This window comes from Micromonospora sp. IBHARD003 (genome assembly GCF_056106285.1).
This window is the reverse complement of sequence record NZ_JBWBBX010000002.1, coordinates 38,452-60,065: the sequence shown is the minus strand read 5'-3', so window position 1 is coordinate 60,065 and position 21,614 is coordinate 38,452. Positions and strand designations below refer to the sequence as shown.

Annotated in this window: 14 protein-coding genes; 4 read left to right on the top strand and 10 right to left on the bottom strand. The window is 70.3% G+C overall.

All coding sequences use genetic code 11. From position 1 onward, the window contains the following. A partial coding sequence (locus ACTWOL_RS36065; protein WP_474301372.1) for a helicase associated domain-containing protein occupies positions 1–1,598 on the bottom strand: 1,598 nt, incomplete at its 3' end. 447 nt (positions 1,599–2,045) lie between these two features. Between ACTWOL_RS36065 and ACTWOL_RS36060 the strand changes: the two genes are divergently transcribed. Together ACTWOL_RS36060 and ACTWOL_RS36055 are read left to right on the top strand one after the other, a co-directional pair. Then, on the top strand, positions 2,046–2,870 hold the full coding sequence (locus tag ACTWOL_RS36060) for a hypothetical protein (protein ID WP_474301371.1): 825 nt from the start codon (positions 2,046–2,048) through the stop codon (positions 2,868–2,870). A gap of 43 nt (positions 2,871–2,913) precedes the next feature. Then, positions 2,914–3,411, top strand: coding sequence for a DUF6420 family protein (locus tag ACTWOL_RS36055; protein ID WP_474301370.1), 498 nt, complete (start codon positions 2,914–2,916; stop codon positions 3,409–3,411). Positions 3,412–3,704: 293 nt separating this feature from the next. Here ACTWOL_RS36055 and ACTWOL_RS36050 read toward each other — a convergent pair whose 3' ends face one another. The 5 genes from ACTWOL_RS36050 to ACTWOL_RS36030 all read right to left on the bottom strand — a co-directional run bounded on the left by ACTWOL_RS36050 (position 3,705) and on the right by ACTWOL_RS36030 (position 15,061). Beyond that, positions 3,705–4,889 (bottom strand): hypothetical protein, encoded by a 1,185-nt coding sequence (locus ACTWOL_RS36050; protein WP_474301369.1) that lies wholly within the window; start codon positions 4,887–4,889, stop codon positions 3,705–3,707. Then, positions 4,886–9,976 (bottom strand): AAA family ATPase, encoded by a 5,091-nt coding sequence (locus ACTWOL_RS36045; RefSeq protein WP_474301368.1) that lies wholly within the window; start codon positions 9,974–9,976, stop codon positions 4,886–4,888. Before ACTWOL_RS36045 ends, ACTWOL_RS36050 begins: the two co-directional genes overlap by 4 nt. Before the next feature lie 62 nt (positions 9,977–10,038). Continuing rightward, positions 10,039–11,240, bottom strand: a protein-coding gene (locus tag ACTWOL_RS36040; protein WP_474294256.1) for an IS3 family transposase whose coding sequence is annotated in 2 segments (ribosomal slippage) — positions 10,039–10,949 and positions 10,949–11,240 — 1,203 coding nt in all. Because the reading frame shifts where the segments join, the coding sequence is not laid out codon by codon here. A 57-nt stretch (positions 11,241–11,297) separates the two neighbouring features. Beyond that, positions 11,298–11,450 (bottom strand): hypothetical protein, encoded by a 153-nt coding sequence (locus ACTWOL_RS36035; RefSeq protein ID WP_474301367.1) that lies wholly within the window; start codon positions 11,448–11,450, stop codon positions 11,298–11,300. A gap of 311 nt (positions 11,451–11,761) precedes the next feature. Then, positions 11,762–15,061, bottom strand: coding sequence for a hypothetical protein (locus tag ACTWOL_RS36030; protein WP_474301366.1), 3,300 nt, complete (start codon positions 15,059–15,061; stop codon positions 11,762–11,764). A 144-nt stretch (positions 15,062–15,205) separates the two neighbouring features. Here ACTWOL_RS36030 and ACTWOL_RS36025 point away from each other — a divergent pair, with 144 nt between their 5' ends. Further along, positions 15,206–15,535 carry a hypothetical protein gene (locus ACTWOL_RS36025; protein ID WP_367490622.1) on the top strand — a complete coding sequence of 110 codons (330 nt, stop codon included), beginning with the start codon at positions 15,206–15,208 and terminating at the stop codon, positions 15,533–15,535. A 51-nt stretch (positions 15,536–15,586) separates the two neighbouring features. Further along, entirely contained in the window at positions 15,587–16,201 is a 615-nt protein-coding gene (locus ACTWOL_RS36020; protein WP_466073220.1) for a hypothetical protein, read from the top strand. Here ACTWOL_RS36020 and ACTWOL_RS36015 read toward each other — a convergent pair. From ACTWOL_RS36015 to ACTWOL_RS36000, 4 genes are all read right to left on the bottom strand, one after another. Beyond that, on the bottom strand, positions 16,186–17,406 hold the full coding sequence (locus ACTWOL_RS36015) for a hypothetical protein (protein WP_471621342.1): 1,221 nt from the start codon (positions 17,404–17,406) through the stop codon (positions 16,186–16,188). The two genes, ACTWOL_RS36020 and ACTWOL_RS36015, sit on opposite strands and share 16 nt — an antisense overlap. Next, positions 17,403–18,482 (bottom strand): ImmA/IrrE family metallo-endopeptidase, encoded by a 1,080-nt coding sequence (locus tag ACTWOL_RS36010; RefSeq protein WP_474301365.1) that lies wholly within the window; start codon positions 18,480–18,482, stop codon positions 17,403–17,405. Before ACTWOL_RS36010 ends, ACTWOL_RS36015 begins: the two co-directional genes overlap by 4 nt. Positions 18,483–18,728: 246 nt before the next feature. Further along, the gene (locus tag ACTWOL_RS36005) at positions 18,729–19,016 is read right to left on the bottom strand and encodes a hypothetical protein (RefSeq protein ID WP_474301364.1); all 288 of its coding nucleotides are present in this window, start codon (positions 19,014–19,016) and stop codon (positions 18,729–18,731) included. A 242-nt stretch (positions 19,017–19,258) separates the two neighbouring features. After that, positions 19,259–21,583 carry a restriction endonuclease gene (locus tag ACTWOL_RS36000; protein ID WP_474301363.1) on the bottom strand — a complete coding sequence of 775 codons (2,325 nt, stop codon included), beginning with the start codon at positions 21,581–21,583 and terminating at the stop codon, positions 19,259–19,261. Between the last annotated feature and the right edge of the window lie 31 nt (positions 21,584–21,614).

The window sequence follows — 21,614 nt, the reverse complement described above, 5'->3', positions numbered from 1 at the left end:
CGTCCGATGTCGTCGCCCTCGAAGAGCACGCCGGGCTGGATGTCGGGCAGCACACCGTCAGCGTCGACCAGGTCGGCGAGCACCTTGTAGTGGCGTTGCCAGTTGAGTGGCCAGGGGCAGTTCCAGTCGGGGTCGATCGCCGTCAGCTGCGCCGCGCGCTCTGCGGCCCGTTCCGGGTCTTTGCCCAGGCCGTTCTTCTGCCCCTTCCGCCGGAGGTTCGCGAGGTGCTGCCCGATGGGCGCCATCGCTTCGCCCTCGCCCCAGACGGCGTCCTGCCTCGGGGCGAGGTGTCCGGTGGCGCGATGGTAGGAGCGGAGGGCGGCGAGTTTGGTCTCCCAGGCTTCGTCGCCTGGTTCCCAGACCATTCCGGCGTCGTCGAGGAGCTCTTTGCGGTGGGGGTCGAGTTCACCTGCGCGCTGCGCGCGGCGCTGCTGGTGGACCCACCGGCCCAGGGGATAGTCCTTCGTGACGCCGACCGTGGTCTCGGTGTCGTAGGGGACGGCGTACAGGCCAGGGATCTCGTTCTCGGTACGCCAGCGGAGCAGGGCCTGATAACCCTCGAGCCAGACGAGGGACTGGGGCCGGATGACGCGGCAGCGGGTGAGGGCGGCGATGTCGGCGGCGTCGCGGGGCGAGGCGAAATTGACCACGACCTGAGTGACCCGATCGGCCTCCTGCTGTGCCTCGCTGGTCTCCTCGGGCATGTCCTCGTTCTGCGCCCCGGTCGCGGGGGCGGGCCGGACGTGGATGCGCCGCCGCTGGGTGCTGCGGGTGAGGGCGCGGGAGGCGAGTTGGTCGACCATGCGTTCGGAGTGGGACCGCAGGGCTTGGAGGATGTCGACCAGGGGCTGGTAGCTGGCGGAGGCGAGCATGTCCTTGGGGTCCTCGCCGGGCTGCAGGAAGACGGGGATGATGATCCGTGCGGTCTTGGTCGTGCCGTCGGGGTTGGGGCGCAGGGCGCGTCCGATGTTCTGGACGATGTCGACCTGGGAGCTGCGGGAGCCGACGATGCACACGGCCTCGACGCCGCGTAGTCCGGTGATGTCGACCCCGACTCCGAGGGCTCGTACGGAGGCGAGGAACGCCCGGTGTACGCGCCGGTTCTGGGCGTCGATGCCGTTGGCGAACCGGTGGATCACCGCACGCCGGTGCGCGATGGGGTGGTCGCCGCACAGCCAGTCCGCCCAGACCCGGTCCGGGGGCACGTGACGGCCCTCCTCCAGCTCGTACAGTCGTGCGTCGATCGACGACGCGGGCAGCTCCTCCGCCCTGGCCAGGGCCGCCGCGGAGGCCTCGGCGGCGTACAGCTCGGCGGCTGTGCGCGGCATCTGCCCGGCGAACGCTGCGGCTTCTTCCACCCGCTGGTGGAACACCATGGTGGTGTGCAGATTCTGCTGCGCCGCATGCTCCAGCAGTGCCGCCTGGAGCAGGGCCATGCGCCGGCCGCGCAGCGCGTCCTCGGACAGTCCCAGGACGGGGTCGGGGTCGCGGATCTCCAGCACGTCGATCTCGAACCCCGCAAGGATCGACCGCTCCACCGCCTCGGCCAGACCGAGATCGAAAATCCGGGTGCCGTAGGTGCTGGAGTCGTCCTCCATCGACGCGATCACCACCTCCCGCCCGTCCCGGCCCCGCTGAGGCCGGGGCGCGGCGAGGTATGTCGTCTCAGTTGTGTTGCAGCCTGATGGTCTTCTAGTAGGTCTCTGACCTGTGATGCTGCAAGGAGTGAGAATGCGATCAAGTGAGGTCTAACCGGCCAAACAGTGCTTTGACCTGCCAGGATGCAAAGATTGAGACCAGCCTGCAACCCCATTGAGAGGGCTGGAGGTAGGGGAGGAGATCGGGTGTGCTGTGATCATATCCGGGGGCCCCTGGGCGGGAGACGCCAGGTTCCTCCTTGTTTGGGTAGTTGACTGCGCCGAGCCCGGGTCGACGGCCGCTGGGTTCGTTGGGCCTGCGGGCTGGAGCCCGTGGCCGGGGGGAACGGCGGTGATGCGGCGCCTCGCCCGGCAGAATCGGGTGATCGACACGCCCTTGGGGGAGCTATGCAGGAACTCCGCTTCGACGACGACATCCGGTTCACCGCGGCGGTCAGCACCGACCAGACGTGGCTGCACCGCGCGCTGGGAGCCCACGAGCTGACCGTCCAGCTCGCCGTCGGGGTGTCGCCCTTCACCGAGGCCGGGAAGATCCTCGCCCTGGAGGCGGACCTGTTCGGCTTCGAGGCGATGGGGCAGCGCTCGCGGCTCGCCCGGACCACGGCGAACCTGGCGTACACCCCGAGGGTGACCGTCCACCGCATCAGCCTGTCGTTCCCGCTGACGTCGTTGCAGGTCCACGCGATCGAGGCGAGCCGTACTGGCGACGTCCGGTTCGAGATCGACCTCAACGCGACGCTGCCGCAGGCTCCCGGGTATCCGGGGAGCGCCCAGGACACGGCGCACATCACCATCGCCAAGAGCCGGTGGGAACAGCAGCTCGCGCAGCTGGGGCCGTCCGCGGCGTTCGAGATGGCCGTTCCGTACCCGCTCGGCGATCCGGAGCGGGACGAGGTCGGACGGACGCTGCGGGAGGCGCAGCGGCTGCTGACCGTGGGGGAGATCCGGGCGTCGATCCTGGAGGTCAGGCGGGCGCTGGAGTGGGTCCGGGAGAACGTCGACTGGGACAACCCCGGGCCGAGGAAGCAAGGCAGCCAGTGCAACCAGACCGAGCGGTGGTGGCGGATCCAGGACGCCCTGTACAGCCAGACGTGCGGAGCCCTGCACAACGACGCGGTCACCAAGGACTTCAAGTACGACCGGGCCGAGGCGGAGACGCTGCTGGCGATGACCTCCGCACTGCTGCGGAACGTGCCCGGCACCAGCGCGTGACGGGACGGCCCGGCGCCCGCCCCGCGACCGAGACGAGGACCGCATGGCAATCGAGCACAACGGCATTGCAGGCCCCTACTTCGAGTACGACGGGCTGCCCGTCCTGCACGTGGTGGACAAGGATCTGCCGCTGATCCATCCGTACGGCCCGGTGACGCCTGGCCGCTACGTCACGCCCGGCGGCGGCCGGCTCACCATCCGCCCGGCCGAGATGCGCGCCCACATCCGGATCACGCTGGATCACCTGGGCTGTCCAGCCCAGCTCACCGACGAGAAGAACGGCGCCTTCAAGCGGCTCGCCCTGGCCGCCGAGGGGTACTGCGTGCAGTCCGGGTGCCGACACCGCGCCGCGTACGCGGACGGGGTGTTCCGCATCTTCGAGGTGCGCAACGGAAGCATCGCGCTCGCCGCGTTCGTGCGCGCCGCCCTCGCGGTCGAGCTGGGCGACTTCGCTCCCACGGACCGGCTCGTGCAGGAGGCCGAAGCACTGGCCGGTCCTGTTCGCCGGGAGGGCGAGGAGGACCAGGCCAGCGGCGGCTAGACGCCCCATGTCCGCCTGCTGCAGCGATACGGGCGAGCCCCTGAAGGCGGGTCGGTGCGGCGCCACGGGGGAGCGCCGCACCTGCGACCAGCGTAGCGATCCACCCCTCTGCCGGGGCTCGTATGTGCGACCGGACGGTAGTCCTGCACCCATGGCTCGCCTCTTGAGCACGGCATGCGCCTTCTCCACCCACTCCGGCGTGTCGCAGGCGCCGTGGAGGTTCTGGGATGAGTCCGGGGCGGACAACTTCGGAGGGGGGCGTGGGGCGGGGACGCGAGCGTCGCGGGGTGTTCTCAGTCCTCGTCGTCGGGGATGTCGTCGTCCTGGGCTGCTGTCATGTGGCGGACGTTGATACCTGCCTGGCAGCGGGAGGGGCCGATGGTGGCGTGCAGGCGGGTGAACAGGTCTGGGCGGATGAGCAGGTCCGCTCCCGCGACCACGGGCAGGAGCGGTTCAAAGCTTCCGTCGTGGACGAGGTGGCCTTGCCACTGGCGGCAGATGAGTGCTTCCCCTGCTGTGTCGCTGAGGCTGAATCCGCAGATGCCGCCTGTGGGTTGGAGTCCGAGTGCCGCCACGACGCTGGCGGCGGGTGCAAGGACGTACGGGGGCAGGCCAGGGCCGCTGCGGCGCGGGGGTACGTCGACCATGGGCGTGGCGCTGGCGTCGGTGATGGCTACGAGGGCCTGGTCCGTGGCGCTGATGTGCTCGGCTGCCGCTCCCGCCTGGGTGAGGGCAGGTGCCAGGCGCTGCAACGGGCGGGTCCACAGCTGCCAGGGAGCCTTAGAGAGGGGCAGCGTACCGGGTGGTGGATCGTCGTCGGCAGCTTCGAGACCGATGATGATCAGTACTTGGCGGGCGGGCTGGTCTGGGTAGCGGCGTGCGGGCGTGCGTTGCCGCTCGATCAGTCCGATCTGGACCCAGCCCGCGTGTGGCCCGTCGTCCACTCGGGCAAAGGCCAGGGCGGCTTCCGGCAGGGACCGCAGGCCCGCGACCGAAGCGAGACCGAGTGGCGGCCAGGGCTCTTGCTCCTGGTGGCTGTCGCTGAACCAGGGCGCGGGATCGAGTGACCAGCCCAGCGCTCCGGGGCGTGTCAGGGGCCGGGGGATGCGGGCGAGTTCGCCGCGCAGGGCCGGTCGGGAGTCATCGCGCAGGCGTGCGGCCGTGCCGCGTTCGAAGGCCTGGGCGTTGACCAGGTGTCCGGCTTGGGCGAGCGCGGTACGCAGGCCTGCCGCGGCCTTCTGCAGGGCGTCTTCGGCGGTGGCCCGATCAGCGAGGTAGGCGTCGGGGAACCGGTTACTGCTGGGGTGGGTGAGCAGGTCCAGTTGGGTGCGCATCAGCGGCTCGACATGGCCGGGGACGGCCGCGGCCACGAGGTCGATGACGGCCTCGCGCAGCCCGGGAGCGGGGCCAGCGGCGTCGATGCGGGCGCCCAGGTAGTGGTCGACGAGGCGGGCCGCATAGCGCCGGGGGTCTTTCATGCGCTGTCCTGGGTGCCGAGTTGGGCGGCGATAGTTTGGGCGAGTGTCGGATGGGCCGCGGTTGCCGGTGGGGAGGGCGGCTGGTGTCCGGCGCGGGTGAGGACGGCGGAGGCTTCCACCCGCACGGACAGCATGTCGCTGGTGCCCAGGGCGACGAGCTGCTCATGCAGAGCGGCATCCAGGGGCCCGTCCGGCAGGTGACTGTGCAGGACGGTCAGGAGCCAGGTCAAAGGCCCGGCGCCGAGGTCGAAGGACAAGACGTGTGCCAGCGCGGCCAGTGCCTGGCGGGGGCGGGCGGCCAGCAGGACAGTCGCCGCGAGCAGGGCGCGGCGTTTGTCGCCGCGTTCGGGCAGGGCGATGGTGGCCAGGGCAAGACGGCACAGCGCGGTGTCGATGTCGTGTTGTGTGGCCGGCTCGGGCACCGGCTGGTAGGCGCCGTCGCCAAGGCGGGCATCACCGGGCAGACGGTGGGCGATGACGTCATACGCGGCGTCCCAGCAGGCGAGCGCGTCGGCAGCGGGGGGCCGGGAGGCGTCCGGGGGCTGGATGGCGAATGCCGAGACCAGGGCCTGGCTGATGCCGATGGTGCGGCTGTAGGACGGGTTGGCGACCGCGTGGGTCACCTGGTTGGCGAGGTCCTGCCGCGCGACAGCGGCATCCGCGGTGTGCGCCTGCTGCCATAGCTCCAGGCGGTCGTTGCCGGCGAAAGAGCGCCATCCGCCGCCGCCTCGGATCTTGGTGTAGGCGAGCATGCCAGCTGTCGCGGCGAGCGGGCCGAAGACGTCGGGGGCGATGCCCTGGCGCAGATAAAGCCCGGCCGCCACATCGGCGAGGACGTCAACGGGGCCGGAGGCGTTCATCTCCTGGGCGATCCGGTGCAACAACTGGGCGGCCACGTCGGGCCCTTGGCGTTCGGTGATCTCCACAAGCCGCCATCCGACCGCGTTGGCCAGCGCATCGGCCGACCACCGGGGCCCCGGCGGATCGTCGTACGCCTTGCTGCTGCAGTCACGGACCGCGGCGAGGACACCGGCTGCGCCTTGCGGCAGCGCGGGGCGCTGCTGGGCGTGCAGATAGGCGCCGGTGGGGTAACGCCCTTTGGGGCCGGACCAGTTGCGGGAGGACTTGGTGGGCACGGGCCTGGGTGCCCAGGGTGGGCCGCCCTCACCGCCCAGATGCTGTGCCGCCGCACGCAGGGCAGGGGTCGGCGTGTCCCCGGTCAGGTGCGATGCGTGGATCAGCGTCTGGTCGTCATAGGTGGAGGTGATCGCGTTGGCCAGCACCGGCAGGAGACGCAGAGCGTGGGCCGCGTCGTCGCCGGGCAGGTCGGCGAGCCTGCCCAGCAGGGTGATGTCGGCGTCGAGATTGCGGCCGCGGGGGCCGGCGGCGATACGGAGCGCTGCCAGGACGATGGGGTCGGCTGCGTCGGCCTGCATGGCCAGCAGCTGCTGGTGGGCCACGTCCACCCGGGCATCGGGCAGCCCCGGCTCGGTCAGCAGCACCCGGGCGGCCAGCTGCGCGGCGACTCGCGGATCCAGGCCTGCGAGAAGTCGCCACCACTCCTGTGGTGTTCCCGCCGTGCCCCGTCCGTCGGTGCATTCTGCAACGAGATACACGAGCGGCTGCGTACGTGCCAGCCGTACCCGTGCCTGGACGGGGTCGGCCTGCACAAGCTGGGGGAGTGGCTCCAGCAGTTCCTCGATGGTGATGTCCTTGTGGCCGCCATAGGCGCCCATGTAGCGGGCGGCACGTTCCCAGCAGCGCCGCGCCTCGTCCGGGTCGTCGCAGGCGAGGCTCACGCGGGCCATCTCGAGTTCGAAGTCGGCGTCCTCCGCATACATGGAACGGCGGTCGGCCTGCGCCGTGCGCAGTGTGCGCATCAGCTCGTGGATGATGTCGGACCCGGCCTGGCCCACGCTGTGGGCCAGCAGGGACAGCAGCTCCGTGGTGATCAGGGGACCGGACCCGGCCATGCCCATCAGGGATGTTGTGGTGCCGTGACTGACGGTCTGCAAGGACGCGATGCCCAGGGCGACGTCGTTACCGCGCAGCAGGGCGACCGCCTCGTGCAGCACCTGCCGCACGAGCCGGTGGATGTCGCCAAGCTCGCTGGCATTGGGTTGGCCCGTGAACGTGGCAGCGTGCTGGGCCAGTTGCTCAAGCGCCACACGGGCGGCAGTGGACGCACGCTCGGCGGGGATCCGGCCCGCATCGACGTCGCGGCCCAGACCGAGCGTGGTGACGGTGAACCGCAGCCAGGCACGATAGAAACCCTCGCCGTCCAGGAGGGCCAGCAGCCGGGTGGGCGCCTGCGGATCAGCGGCCTGGGCCACCTCCAGCAGCTCCAGCCACCTGCTGACCGGCCCCGACAGATCGCCGTAACGGCCAGTCAGCACCGCGTGGGTTGCTTCCTGAAGCACCGTGGTGACGTCGTCCCCGCGGAAGACCTCCTCGGCCAGGTCAGCCACCGGCACGCCCTGGTCCAGTAGACGTCGTAGGCCGCACGGAGCGCTGGCCCAGGCCGCGACGGCCAGTGTGCGCGCCGACGGCAGTATCCCGCCCGCGCCGTCGTGGGCGTCGGCGAGATGCAGCAGAAGGGCCGCACGCCGCTCGGGACGCTCGATGAGCGCCGCGCTCTCCAGCAGCGGCTCGGCGCCGAGGCAGTCCAGCAGCACACCGAGCGCCGGTTCGGGGGAGTCCAATGCCTCCTGATCAAGGAACCGGGCCACCCGCTGAGCGAGCGTGAGCGGGTGGCCTTCCGGCGACTCGCGCTTGTCGGCGCCGTGGCCAGGCAGCCTGATCTGCCCACGCAACTCCGCCAGGAACACCGCCTCATCGCCCGTGGAACCGTCGTGGCCGGACTTACCACCGCGATCCTTGTCCCAGGCCGTCAGATACGCCTCCCACGGGGCGGCGAACCCGGCCCGGTCGACCGCCGCGCACAACTGCAGGCCCCACCGCGCCGACAGCGTCGGCACACCCTCATACAGCAGGCCCGCCGCCACATGGTCGGCTCCCGACAGCGCCACCAGCACATCCGCATACGGCACCAGGGAACCCGGCAGGCCTTCTTCCTCATAGGTCGACCGCGCCCGGCTCAGTTCGATGCAGCGCACCAGCGTCGGCCAGTCACGGCACGCCGCCGCCCGCCGGGCGACGACGGCCAGGGTGTGGACGATGGCTTGCGGCGGCTGCAGGCCGGCGATCGCACGGGAGAGGAAGTCGGGCCCGATCAGCAGGGCCAGGTCCTCGTCACGTCCCAGAGCGGACAGGAGTTCGGGCAGGTGCCGGAAGGCACGCGCGTCCGTGAAAAACCCGCGCTGGGAAAGCCACTGGGCGGCCTGGGTCCGGACCTGGTCCACCCATCGGGAGTCACCCTCGGCCCGGCGCACGAAACGGCTGAAGCTCTCGTGGTGGATCTTCAGCCCGCCGATCCCCGGCTGCTGCGCGATGATCGGTGCCACCCTGGTCAGGGCGGCACCGATCATCATCGCCGGCATCGGGAAGATCTCCCCGAGCTCGTCCGCGCTGACAGCGAAGTCGCAGACTGCCAGCGTGCTGACCGCGTAACGCTGCTCGAGCGTCAAAGCCTGCAGCAGATAGGCGTAGTAGTCGTCCAGGTCGTGCGCCGATGACGGAACCGCGCGCAGCCGCTCAAGGGGATCACCCACAGCGCCCGGCGCAAGCGATGCGCCAAGACCAGGAGCCGGGCCCACGGCCTGACGGCACAGATACGTGGCGTAAAGAGCGTTGCCTCGTGAGCGCTCCTCGATCAAGGTGACAGCGGCCTCAGCATCCGTGGCAGCCCCCAGAGCAGCAGCCGACGGCGCCAGCGCCGACAGCACACCCAGACGCTCCGCCAACGCACCCAGCTCGGCGCGGTCGAGAGGGGGAACGGTCAAACGGGCGGCCCGGGCGTCGACCGCCTCCAGATGAGGGCCGGGCTGACTGGCCAGGACCAGAACGGCGCCGGGCGGCAGGCTGAGCGAGGTGAGTTCCTCGACCAGGCAGGCCGCCGGATCCACCGGCCCACCGAACGCGCCGCCACTGCTGTGCCCAAGGACCCGGCTGACGTGATCGATCCCGTCCACGACCAACGCGACGGGCCGATCCGGGAGCAGGCCGCGCACAGCCGTGACCGCTGCCACGAGCGTCTCCTTGGTGGCCGCGTAGCGGGGCCTGACCTGCGCCACCGCCTCCGGTGCGGCGCTCTCCAGCTGCCGCAGCAGGCTGCCGATCACCACCTCGGTCAGCACCCGCTCACCACGGTCGGCATCCGCAGCGCCGAGCCAGCAGTGATGCCGTACCGCCAGCCAGGTCTGGGCCAGTGCGTCGCCGAGCTGCTCGCACAACCACGACTTGCCGATGCCGGGAGCGCCGGTGACCACCACGACACCGCCCTGCTGCGCGGTGTCCTCCACGGCCGTGACCACATTTGTGAGCACGGCGGGGCGGGCCACCTCGGTGGCCCGGTCCACGGGCTGGCCCTCACGCACGGCCCCGAAGTCGGTCTCCAAACCCAGGCGGGGAAGCAGGTCCTCGACCGTCACCGTGCCCGTCCGGCTGCGGGCCGCCTTGGCCGTCTCGATGAGAGCCAGCGCCACGTCCTCGGCCGTACGGGTCCGGTTCGGCGGCCGTCCGGCACCGAGTTCCTCGGTGATGCGATGCAGCAGGGCCGCCTCGGCCGGCCCGGGCTCGCGGATGTTGAGCGAGCACGCCGCAACACCGGTGTCGACGATCAGACAGGCACAGGCACGCTGGAGCACCTCGTCTCTGACAGCGGCGAGCATGGATTGCCACGGATTGTGGGCGCGCAGCGCAGCGGCGTCGAACCGGAACCGCTTGCTGCCCAGGCCGTGCAGTGCCGGGCCCGGGTCGATGCCGCTGCTGACTGGCTGCAGCACCCGCATCAGATCAGGTTCGTCCGGCTCCGTGTCGCGGACCACGAGACGGTGTGAGGTAGCGGGCTGTGAGGTGAGGTCACGGTCGATGGAGGAGAAGAGGAGATCCAGGCGCAGACCCCGGCTGTCCTTGATGAAACTCTCCGCCGACAACGCGCGGTCGTGATCCGTGTGCTTGATCTGCAATCGCTCACGGCTGCCGGTGCCCCACTCGCACGTGGGCCTTGACCCAGAATCTTGGACACGGGCTATGCGGCTTGGGCCAGGGTAGTTGATGTTGTGTCGAGTGCTGTCTCGTAGGCGATGGGACTCCGTTGTCCGAGGTGGGAATGACGGCGTCGGGTGTTGTAGCGGTTGAGCCAGCGGAACGCGTCGAGACGGGCTTCGCGTTCGCTGGACCAGTGCTTTCGGCCCTGAAGAGCCTCGCGTTTGAACGTCGCGTTGAAGGACTCGGCGAGCGCGTTGTCCGCCGAGCTGCCGATCGCGCTCATGGACTGGCGGACGCCGGCTTGGCGGCAGGCGTCGGCGAAGGCCCGGCTGGTGTACTGGGCGCCGTGATCGGTGTGCATGACCGCCCCGGAGAGGCTGCCGCGGGTGCGTTCGGCGGCGGCCAGGGCGTCGATGACGAGGCCGGTGCGCATGTGGTCCGCGATCGCCCAGCCGGCCAGGCGGCGTGAGGCGAGGTCGATGACGGTGGCCAGGTAGAGGAACTTCCCGCCTTCCAGCGGGAGATAGGTGATGTCGCCGACGTACTTCGTGTTCGGCTCGCTTGCTGTGAAGTCGCGGCCGATGAGATCCGGGGCCTTCGCCGCGGCCGGGTCCGCGACCGTGGTGCGGTGCCTGCGGCGCAAGCGCACGCCCGCCAGACCGGCGGCCCGCATCAGCCGCGCGATCCGCTTGTGGTTGACGCGCTCGCCCGCCTCGCGGAGCTCGGCCGTGATCCTGGGAACGCCATAGGTGCCATCCGACTCGCGGTACACGGCCCGTATCCGGGCGGCGAGGCGGGCGTCGGCTGCCTGCCGGGCGGCCCGATCCGCGGCGGTGCGGCGCCAGTAGTAGAAGCTGGAGCGGGCGATGCCCAGGATGGTGCACAGCCGCTTCACGCCGTAACGGCGCTGATGGTCGGCGACGAACTGGAAGCGGTTCACCAGCGCGTCTCCCCGGCGAAATACTTCGCCGCCTTCCGCAGGATCTCGCGCTCTTCCTCCAGCTCACGGACCTTCTTGCGCAGAGCGGCGTTCTCCGCCTCCAGCGGTGTGGGCGGCTCGGCGGGCGCCTCCGCCCGCCGCCCCCGGGGCCGGCTCGCACCGGCCGCTCGGACCCAGTTCCGCAGGGTCTCGGGGCTGATCCCCAAATCGGCGGCGACCTGCCTGATCGTCGCCTCGGGCCGCGACTCGTACAGCGCGACCGCGTCCGCCTTGAACTGCGGCGGATAGTTCTTCATGACCACGAGATGTCCGTTCTCAGATCCTCAGGATCCAGTGTCTCGTGTGTCCAGGATCAAGGGTCAAGGCCCCGTGATGTCATCGAACCGGTCCCCGGCGAACATCTTCGTGTCCACGGTCACCGACCTCGCACGTCCCACCGCCAGATCCACCAGACGCAGCGCGGTGAGCAGATCCTGGTAGGCGTAACCGAGGTGTGTCGGGCGCAACCCCATGGTTACCTCCAGCGTGGCGTGTCTGCGCCCGCCACCCCCCCCCGGCGCCCGCCACACTCACCCTAGGCGCTTCCGGTCACCAAGACCGAAACCGGCCGCGCGGGATGCGCGGACGCGGTATAGCGGCTCCCAGGCCCGGCTTGATCTCAGGGCGCCCCCTGGGCTTGCCCTCGATCTCTCACAGCGGCCATGTCCAGCGACGCGAGCCGTAGGCACCTCGTCTTCAGATGGGAAAGGAAGCCAAGCCGCACACCGTGGCCGATGCGGTCACCTGACCGGGCCCTGACCTCAACCCGCCTGCGCCAGGGCGGTCATGGGCTGGCAGGGGGGTCTTTGTAGGCAGCCTCGATCGCACCGGCGTTGATCAACGCGATCCGCAGCTGTTCATGTTCGGCCGCGCCCTCCGCGGTGCTCTGGGCAAAGAGCAAGGCCGCATGCCCTTGGATCTCCTGCCGGTGGAAGACGTCCACCTGGGCGCCGAGCATGGCCGCGGCGATCAGCAGGGCATCGGCCGAATCGGGGTGGCGCGCTGCACGCTCGGCGATCGCGTAGGGCGCCTCCACCTCCGGCTGCCGGGCAACGGTGCGGGCGGTCAGCTCCAGCCAGACGGCATCGTCGAGCCGGTCGGCGTAGGCAAACCGCCCCGCACCGATGAGAGCAGCGGGCTCCAGCTGCGCCTCGAGCGCACAACGCCACAACGCGGCCGCCCGCTCGGGCCACGGGCTTGTTTCCGCGCAGCGGATCACGGCTTGGGCGAGGCGGGACAGCAACTCGGACACCGCTTGGGGCCCGTCGGCCTGCCCGCCGAGCTCGGTCAATAGCGCAGGGACCGGGCCCAGGGCTTCCGAGCCGGTGAGGAACGACAGGATGATCTTGTCGAGAGTGGGGATGCCGTCTGGGCCGGCCGCCGTCTGCAGCAGCGCCGTGCGATCCAGGCGTGCCAGGATGCCGCTGTGCGGGCGCCCATGCCGCAGCCAGGTAGCGGCGGGCCGCCAGGGAGCGTCGAGCGTGCAGAGCTGGTCGGCGTGCTCCTCGGCCCAGGCCGCATCGACGTGCGCCAGTTGGCCGAGACAGAAGCCGATGACCGACAGGGCCTGATCATCTGGCTCGCCCTCCAGCAGCCGGGCCAGCACAGCACGGACCGGGTCGGCCAGCTCCTGGCCGGTGCGCTGGGCCTGCTGGAGGCCCCAGGCGATCAGCGACAGCAGCGCCGCCCCGCCCGGCTGATCGATCGCTACCAGGAGCGGCTGCGGAGTGTCGGTACGGGGCTGCGTCCAGCCGGTGACCAGGCCTTCCAACCACTCGACGGCGCCGTCTGCCGCGCCCGATGAGTCCTCCAGCAGCAGCCCGTTCTCCCACGCCCGGTGCAGCAGGTTGCAGATCACCCGCTCCAACTGCCCTGCGCCCGACGTGTCCTGCCCGGCCGCCGGCCGGGCAGCGAAGGCGGCCAGAGCGATCGCAGCGAGCTCCCCGTCTGCGATCTTCCCTTCACGGGCGGCCCGGTGCAGGGAATTGAAGTAGGCGGCCAGCACGGCTGGATCGTCGGCCGCGGCGGCCACGCCGTCCGCATCGCGGGCCCACAGCTGCGGATCCTGGGCCACCAGGTCACTGAGCAGGCCGGCGCGAGCGTCACTGGCGTCGACGTCGGTGCGCTCGACGGCTGCGGTGGCCAGGTGGCCGACCGCGGCGGCCGGACCCTCCTCCGCCGCACGGGCAGCGAACGCCTCCGCTGACAAACCGCCGTGGCTCTCGATCCAGGACGTGACGCGCATGACCGGCTCCGGACGCGCAGGTGCGGGCTGTCCCGCCATCGCGATGAGCGTCTCCAGCAGTGGCCGCCACGGCTCGAGCACCTCCGGGGCCAGGACCTGGGACAGCTCCCAGACGGTGCGCCAGGCAGACGGCAGCGAGGCGTGCGCCGTCTCGTAGGCGTTCTTCCAGTCGGAGATCTCCTGCGCGGACGGTGCCTGTCCGAGACCCTGGGCCAGCACACTGTGCAGCCCGGCACGGTGCTGGTTGGGGCAGGCGTCCTTGAGCAGGGCGAGGAAGTCCGCGACATCCGCGCGCGGGGATCTGGCAGCCGCAAGCCGGCCCGCCAGCGGGAGGGCCTGCTCCCACCAGGTGCCGGACGACGCCGCATCTGCCCGATCGTGGTCGTAGCTCTCCAGCAGGACGACCGCGCGCAGCCGGTCGGCCACCGGGCCGGCCGGCAGCTTGTTGTCCAGCACCCGCAGCCGCTCGGACAACGGAACGCTCAGCCGGGCGTCCTCGCGGGCCAGGTCGAGTACGGCGCGCATCAGTGTGAACAGCACGCTGTGCGGCGGATCGGCCAGAGAGATCTCCCGCAGATCGTTGACCAGGCTGACCTCCCACTTGTCAGCTTCCGACAGGTGCACGGCGAGCACGGACGCCAGGGCGGACCGGATGATCACTCCCAAACGGTCCCCGTCAGACCGTAGTTGGCCCTCAAGGTGGGCGGTCTGGGCCAGAGCGCCCGCCAGTTGCGCCGCCTCCCAGGACTCCTGGGCGCCGAAGGACGGCTGACGCAGCACGTCCTCGACGACGCGGACCCACTGCCCGGTGCGGTCGGACACCGGGACATCCCGCGCCCAGTAACTGATGCGCAGCAGCACATGGCGGTCCTGCCGTGCCCTGGTGATCTGCTGCAGCACCCCACACGCCGTCATGCCCGCCTCGGCCACCAGGCTCACCGCCATGCCGACCGCGCCCGGGCCGCGCGCCTCGATTGCGGCAAGATGCTGCTCCACCCACGCGCACACCTGCGGTGGCTCGGCGGCCAGTTGCCGCCGCAGGTAGGGCAGGGCCGGCCATCGGGACGCCTCCGGCAGCAGCCGGTCCAGCGACAGCAGGCCAAGCCAGTGCCGGCTCACCGCGGCACGGAAGAAGTAGCTGCCAGCACGCGGATCCGACATCGATGCGATCTCGCCGGCATCCCGCGGCGACGGCTGCTCGCTCGACGCCAGCTGCCGCAGCCGCTCGGCACGCTCCGGAAGCCCCAAAAACAGCTGCTCGAAGGCCGCCACCACGCCCTCGAACCGCTCGCGGGACTCCTCGGGCGTGGCGCCCGACCCATGCAGGACACCAGAGGTGTCCCGGTAGAACCGGGTCCAGGAGTTGCGTACGGCCTCGGCCTCGGCCAGCCCCATCTCCTGCCGCGTCAGCTCCTGCACCAGGTGCCCGATCTGGCGTACGCGCCGCCCGCCCGGATTGTTCTCCTCCGCCCGCAGCGCATCGACCACGCCGGCGAGGGCGTCCAGTAGCCCTTCGGGGACCTGGTTGTCAGCGCGCCAGGCTTCGACGGCCGCCTTGGCGGCGTCCGTGACGGCGTTCTTGGCCGCCTCGATGCCCTCGATGTCCTTCGGCGCCAGGTTGAGGATGCTGTCGATCGCCCCTCGGCAGCAGGACTGGGCGACCTCGTACGGAGCGTTCCACCGGGCCGGATCAGACAAGACCGCCCCCGCATCCCGCAGGAGGTGCAATGCCCGCTCACCGTGCGGCCCTTGAGCGGCCAGCGCCATGGACAGTTCAGCAGAGACGGTGAAGGTGGTGCGGCCGGAAGTGCCGCCCGCCGAGTCGTTCGCGACAGTCACCCGGCCACCGTAGCGGCCCCTTCTGCGACAGCAGTCCCATGCCGCGGAGCTCAACGGCGCGGTCCCCGGGGCTTCTTCTGTCCCAGTGACAGACGTGAGCCGCGTCCTCTTGACATTTTATTCATGATTAGCGAATCATGAATCATGTCTCAAGAAGCCTTGGAGCGGCTGCGGGAGGCGTCCGTGCCGGTTTTCGGCAACCGTTACCGGGCGGAGCTGATGCTGGCGCTCGCCTCGGCGGACGGGCGCGGGGTATGCCTGGGTGACCTCGCAGTGACCCGTCAGGTGCAGTCGAGCGTTTATCAGGCACCGATGAGGGCCCTGGTGGAGGCGGGTCTGGCCCGCAAGCTGCCGCGTGCGGCGGGGGAGAGGCGCCGCTGGTACCGGCGCAGTGACGATGACGCGCTCTGGCAGTGTCTTGAAGGCCTGTTGAGCTGTTTGGCACAAGCACCCGTATCCATGCGGGTTGGATAGACGACGGGGCCGCCGCGAGCGGCCGGGGCCCGGTGAGGCAGGGTGGAGGCCATGGCGACCTTGGCGAACTCCGTGATCGACCGTTCCGTGCGGACGGCATCTGCCGCTCTGCTGGAGACGGGAGCGCAGGCCCAGGTCGCGTCCCTGCAGGGCGTGGAGGCTTTGTTCTTCTACCGGCTGGATTCCGCCGAGCACGCCCGGCGCCGGCATGCCGCCGCGGCCCGTCTGGACCGGATGGCGGCGCTGGAGACGCTCCTGACCCTCCCGGTGGGCATCCCCGTCCCGCTCACCGGCCTCGATGCCGACCAGCGGCGCGCCGTGCGGGCCCTGCCGACCGGGTGCGCGGATCGTGACCGCACGTCGGTGACCCGGCGCGCGGTGCGCCCGGCGCGCATCGATCTGGCGGTGGTCCGAGCCTCCGGGGGGCGCCAGGGGCTTCGTGATGCCGGCCGGTTCGCCCCGTTCTGCCGCCGCGCCATGCTGCTCACCCGCCGCCCCGCACATCTGGATGAGGCGCTGGCCGAGGCGGACTTCTACGGCATCGGCGTCTTCCTCGCCACCGGTGACGGCGTCGAGATGCTGCTGGAGCCGGCCCCGTACCGGCCGCTGCGGCATACCGCTGCCGCATGGTGCTTCGTGGAGGAGCTGTATCAGCTCTTGCGGTAGTCCTTCACGCCCGCCCGCAGCGGTGCCGCCTCATCGGCCGGGGCGGCCAGCGCCCACCGCTTGAGCTGCGGGGGAGCCTTGAACAGATCCGGCTGCAGCAGCTGCGCGTTCAGCACCGGATACCGGTCGACGGCCGTGCGGCAGCGTTCGTGCCACCACTGCTGGCACGCGCGGCCGGGAGCGAGTGCGGTCAGGGTGCGCAGCCACTCCATCAGGACCGCCACATTGTGCGCCGCCGCCCGCGCCTGCCGGTCGCCCGCGTTGCTGGCGAACGAATCCAGCGCCCGCACCCCCTCGCACGCCGCGCAGCCGCAGACCGGGGCAGCGGCGGCCGCGAAACGGTCGGCCAGTGTCTTGCCGAGGAAGAAGTCCATCAGCTCGGGAAACAGCACGTGCGGCGACTTCGAGAAGCCCTTGCTGGTCTTGGCCTTTTCGCCGGGGGCGATGATGTGCCGCAGCCGACTGCCGGCGCCGAACGCCGTGAACGCCGCCCCCGCGGCCAGTGCACCGAAGGCGGCCAGGTCGGTACGCAACAGCGCTGCCCCCGGCACCTCGGTGACGATGCGTCGCAGGTGGTCGACGGCCCTGGGGTGACGGGCGAGCGGGTCCATCTGCCCTCCCAGCATGAGGGCCTTGGGCCCCGTCAGCAGCCGCAGGAAGGCGATCAGCTGCCGCACGGAGTCCTCCTCCCGCAGCCAGCCCACGTCCACGGGCGCGGCGAAGACGACCTGCGGATCCTCCAGAGCGGCCACCCGGTGTACCGCCGCCTTGAGCGCGTCGGAGTCGTCCGCGTGGAGGTAGCCGGTTGGGGTCATCGGCGCGGTGACGCCCATGGCCCGCTGCTCCGCCAGCGACACGGCCAGCGGATCGTCGAAGGCGAACGTGTCCTGGGACGCGTGGGGAAAGGGTTCCTCCTCGCTCGCCGCCCGTACCTCGTACACGGCCGGGTCCACCAGTAGCGGTCCGCTGAACTGTTCCTCGCGGCGCAGCCTCCTTGCCTGGTGCAGCGCGTTGGGCCCGCACAGCACCAGCCCGCTGCGGCCCGCATCGAGCTGGGTGCGGAAGAAGCCGACGCGGGCCGGGCTCACGTGCAGCAGCATGCGGCCCTGCAGGACGCGCAGTGCACCGGTCAGGGCCTGGGGTGCGTCGGGCGGCTCGGTGAGATCCGAGCGTGGACGCGGCAGCGGAGCAGACGGGTCGATCATGGCCTCACCTTCGAAGCGGCATGGGATAACGAGCGGTTGCCTGCCACGTACAGGCGCTCAAAGTCCTCGGGCAGCAGGCGGGCGCAGGCTGCCGCCTGGTCGATTTCCAGGCCACGGTCCGACAGCAGGGTGTCAACCAGAGCGTCCACCCGCCGCGGTCGTTCCGGCGTGATGTCGATCGGTTCGGCGGTGCGGTAGCCGAGCGCCGACATCTCCACCGCCACAGTGCGGTACTGCCAGTCGCTGAGGGCGTTCAGATCGACCGCGCGCCGCAGCAGGGCGCTCATCGACACCCGCCAGATGCGCTTGAGCTCCGCCAGCCGTGCAAGATTGACTCCGCCGGTGAACGCCTGCCGTATGTCGGCCGCGGGCATCAGGAACTCCGAGGCGAAGGCGTCGGCCTGCTTTTCCTGCTCTCCTGCGGCGCCGGGTTCGGTGTGCATCACCAGATGCCCCAGCTCGTGAGCGACGCTGAAACGGCAACGGTCGCCCGGAGCACGGTTGTTGACCAGAATCAGCGGCATCTGGCGGCCATCCCACTGACTGACAGCGTCCAGTAGTTTGCTGCCCAAGTCCCGTACCACGACCCAGCCGCCCGCCGCTTCGATGGAGCCGATCACATCGGCCACGGGCCCCGCGGGCATTGCCCACTCCCGGTGCACCTGGCGCGCCGCGTCCCTGGCTGTCGTGAAATCGTCCAGGGCCACCTGTAGGAACCGGTGCCTGCTGTCCGGTACCGCGGCGGCACCCGCCATTCCGGACACCTGGAGCCGCACCAGGGCGAGTTGGGCGTGAATGCGCCGCAGCGCCGGCGCGGACAGTGACGCCCGCTTGCGGTGATGGATCAGCCCGACACCCACCCCGCCCACCTGCGGGTCCACACACAGCAACTCCGGGGGGTAGCCGAGGGCGGCGGCGTACAGCACCAGCCGGTCCTCGCCGACTGCCAGCCGTCCCGACTCCGCCTTGCTGACGTACCCCTGGGAGACGACAGTGGCCCCGTCCGACGCCTTGGTCATGGCATCGGCGACCCCGGTCTGCGTCATCCCCCGCGACTCGCGCGCGAGCGCGAGCATCCCGGGATGCGCCTGCAGGTCACCGGACGTCAGCACTCCACACCGCCTCAGATTAGACCTCGGAACATTAACACGAAATATTCCTGGACTGATTCGCGGATGGCGTTGTGCCGGTCACACCAACTCCCGCCCGACGGCGTCCTTGTGGCCGCCGGCACCGCGCGCCAGCGCTCCGCGGCGTGCTGGGACCGCCACCGGCGCTGCCCGGGCTCGCCTTCCTGCACATGTGCGGGGCCCACTCCTGGATCACACCCATGTGATCCAGGCGGTCACTGCCGCCGCTGCCGCGAGAGCGACCACGACGGCCCACCCAACGGGCACGCGGCGCAGGGGCGTTCGCCGGCCCCGCCCGATGACGCTGGCACCGGCCCTCCCGCCGTGCTGTGCGAGCGCGACCGGCGCGTGCACCTCGACGGAAGCGTGATTACCGGCATGGATGTTGATGCTCGGGAAGCTCTCCAGGACGCGCGCGACCTGCTCCGGCGCCGGGTCCTGCTGGCCGCGCGGCATGGCGGCCCTCAGTTCGTCGGCCAACTGGACTAGACATGCGCGGACTTGGTCCAGGGCGCTTTCCAGTGCCGACACGTGCACGGGCCAGTACAGAGACCGCACGCACGTGCTCCACACGCAGACGTCGGCGATGAGCCTGGCCACCAGGCGGGCGCTGTCGATGCCGTCCCGTATGGGTCCCGGACGATGCCGCTGACGGAGCGCATCGAAACTACAGCCACTACGGCCACCCTTGCCCTCGTCCGGCCGGGCCTGAAGCCATAGGCTCAGGCAAGGTCTCCCGCATCCCATTCCGGCGGAAGACGCTTGAGCCGCAGCCGTGCCTCGATGCCCAGGTGTTCATGCAGGAGAGACTTCAGGGCCCGACCATCGACGAGATCGATGCGACCGGAGCGGGCTGCAAGCGCACGGCTGCTCGCTCCGAACCAACCGGTCGTGACGAGGACGCCCCGGACAGCCTGCACGTCCAGCATCTGCCCGGCCAAAGCGTGAACCGTCTCAAGCGGCACAACGTGCTGACTGCGCCGTGTCTGCAGCACCCAGCGCTCGCCGGAGCGAGACCTGTCCCGGAAGACCGTGGTCGCTGCTCCCGGCCCGATCAGCTCCCGGGGCCCCTCTGCGGGGTCGTCGTGCAAGTTCATGTAGAGGCGGTGGACGAGGTCGCTGAGGTCCTCCGGATCAAGATGCGCAAGATCGATGCGATCGTCAACCACCGTTGTGGCCGGGGCTGGCGTGTCGTGGCGGAGCGCGGCGTCGTACCACGCCTCGTCGCTTTGGTAGGCAGGGTCTCCCTGGTGGAAGCGCTCTGCCCAGGTGGCGGCAGTCTCGTGCAGGGCCCGGACGCCGTCCCCGGGAATCAGGCACCGCAGTCCGGGGTCGTTTCTGCGGAATGCGGCAAAGAGCGTGGCCAGGGGACTGGTGTTGGACGCGAATCCCAACTTCTGGGCCCGCAGGGGAGCGAGCGGGCCCGGTCCGCGGATGGCATGGACGACCCCACGCCATTCCGGACTGTCGTAGTCGAATGCCGTATGGGTGAAGTTGACGGGTACATGATCGCAGTGGATCTCGCCGACCAGCCGCCCCTTTGCGGGCGAGTCCACCGGGTACTCCACGATGCCCTCAAGATCTTCAGTGAAGGAGAACAACCGTTTGTCCCTGGCAAGGATCTTCCGGCCGTCACGGAAGAAGTCGATGCCGTAGTCGCGCTGGTGCAGGTAGCGCTGAACGCCCAGCCACCCCCACACGCGGTGTTCGGTCTGCTCCAGCCGCGTTCCCTGGCACTGCGAGCAGGACGACGAGCCGAGCGGGCTGGCGTGCCAGCAGTCCTGGCACCGGTACAGCGTGGCCAGCACCATGTCGATCTTCTGCACAGCGCTGATCTCCTGACCACGTCTTTGGACGAAGCGGTTCTCTCCCCAGATGCACGGCTTACGGGGAGCCACCACAGCATCGGACACGGTCAGCTGGATCTGCTGTTCGCGCAGCAGGTAGCTGTAGACGTCGCCCAAGTGCCGCCGCAGACGGTGTTGCATGTTGGGGGGCCAGGCGGAGCGCAGGGCTTCGATGGTGATACGTGTGCCCTGCTGCCCGGTCTCCGTCTTGGGTTCTGCGCCGATGGGGACCTGCCAGGAGGAACCGGAGACGAAGGAAGCCAGATCGAGAGTGAAGACGGTCCATGCAGGCTCGTGTCGCTGGGCGGTGCGCAGCGTGATGCGTGAGCCCAGTCGAAGACAGGCCGCGAGGAATCCGGGGCCGAACTCGTTCTGCTCCAGGGGCCTGCCAGTCCAGCTGATCCGGAACAGCTGTTGGATGGCTGCACGGTCGAAACCGGCGCCCGGGCAGGAGATGGTGATCGTGCCGCGTTCGGGCACGGTTCCATCGTGCTGAAAGTCGACCGTGACCGAAGCGGGGAGCCCCTCTTCATGGCCTTTCCGGACGACGTCCACCACTTCTGCCACGGCGGCCCAGTCGGACAGGGGCAGATCACCGAGGACCGACAGCAGGGCCGGAGACGGCACCACGGCCAAAGGCTGCGGGGCCGTCGCCTTACGCTCACTGCGCAAGTGGGCCTGGGCGCGATCCCACGCTGCTGCCCAGCTGGCAGCGTCGTCGCCGCCCACACCCACGACGTCGACGAACGCCACAACCAGCTCCCTGCGCGGATATGATCTTCCGCTAAAAACGCTGGCCAAGGTAGTGCGCCTCAGTCTTCCCCCGCTCCGCTCGACCAGTTCACGCAGGCTCGGCCGGCCAGCCAGAACACGCAAGTGCCCCATCGCCACGCGCAGTTCATCGAAGGTGCCCACATGCGCGACTGCGATCACATCCGGGACTGGGTCGGTGCCCTCCGCGGCCTCTTTGGCCTTCAGCCACAGCACCCTGGCCGTGCCCACGTCCGTGCCGCAAGCCCGGGTGAACGCCTCCACGACCGGCCAGGACGAGCGCCAGCCGTTGGCTGCCCGGTTGAGACGCCCCCTGCTGAAGCCGGTAGCCCGCACGAGCTGCTCGTAGGTGAGGCCGGAGAGGTGGCGCGACCGCCGCAGCCAGCGCGCCACCTCCGCCATTTCCGGCACCCGGGGAACAAGTTCCATCTCCCGTCGCCCCGCCATGACTCGAACCAGC